Below are 1,164 nucleotides of genomic sequence, written 5' to 3'. Positions count from 1 at the left end.
CATGGCAAAAGCTAAATTCGAGCGCACCAAGCTGCACGTCAATGTCGGCACCATCGGTCACGTTGACCATGGCAAGACCACGTTGACCGCTGCGCTGACCAAGATCGGTGCAGAGCGTTTCGGTGGCGAGTTCAAGGCGTACGACGCGATCGACGCAGCGCCGGAAGAGAAGGCGCGCGGCATCACGATTTCGACCGCACACGTCGAATACGAATCCCCGAACCGCCACTACGCCCACGTTGACTGCCCCGGCCACGCCGACTACGTCAAGAACATGATCACCGGTGCAGCGCAGATGGACGGCGCGATTCTGGTGTGTTCGGCGGCTGACGGCCCGATGCCGCAGACCCGCGAGCACATCCTGCTCTCGCGTCAGGTCGGTGTGCCGCACATTGTCGTGTTCCTGAACAAGGCTGACATGGTCGACGATGCCGAGCTGCTCGAGCTGGTCGAAATGGAAGTGCGCGAGCTGCTGAGCAAGTACGACTTCCCGGGCGACGACACCCCGATCATCCATGGTTCGGCGCGTCTGGCGCTGGACGGTGATCAGAGCGACATCGGCGTGCCGGCGATCCTGAAGCTGGTCGATGCGCTGGACAGCTTCATTCCGGATCCGACCCGCGACGTCGATCGCCCGTTCCTGATGCCGGTCGAAGACGTGTTCTCGATCTCCGGCCGCGGCACCGTGGTGACCGGTCGTATCGAGCGCGGCATCATCAAGGTGGGCGACGAAATCGAAATCGTCGGTATCCGCGACACGCAGAAGACCACGGTCACCGGCGTGGAAATGTTCCGCAAGCTGCTGGACCAGGGTCAGGCAGGCGACAACGCCGGTCTGCTGCTGCGCGGCACCAAGCGTGACGACGTCGAGCGCGGCCAGGTGCTGTGCAAGCCGGGTTCGATCAAGCCGCACACCGAGTTCGAAGCCGAAGTCTACGTGCTGTCCAAGGATGAGGGTGGTCGTCACACCCCGTTCTTCAAGGGCTACCGCCCGCAGTTCTACTTCCGTACCACCGACATCACTGGCGCCTGCCAGCTGCCGGAAGGCGTGGAAATGGTGATGCCGGGCGACAACGTGAAGATGGTTGTGACCCTGATCAACCCGGTCGCCATGGACGAAGGCCTGCGCTTCGCGATTCGCGAAGGCGGCCGTACCGTCGGCGC

At 63.1% G+C, this 1,164-nt stretch carries 1 protein-coding gene; it reads left to right on the top strand.

Annotation, left to right across the window (positions count from 1 at the left end):
* Position 1 precedes the first annotated feature (1 nt).
* Positions 2-1,164: elongation factor Tu (tuf, locus tag Y887_RS17400; protein ID WP_046965547.1), on the top strand; the 1,163-nt coding region annotated here is incomplete at its 3' end.

The organism is Xanthomonas pisi DSM 18956 (genome assembly GCF_001010415.1).
Lineage (GTDB): Bacteria > Pseudomonadota > Gammaproteobacteria > Xanthomonadales > Xanthomonadaceae > Xanthomonas > Xanthomonas pisi.
The sequence above is the reverse complement of the archived record's forward strand: the minus strand, read 5'-3'. Positions and strand labels throughout refer to the sequence as shown.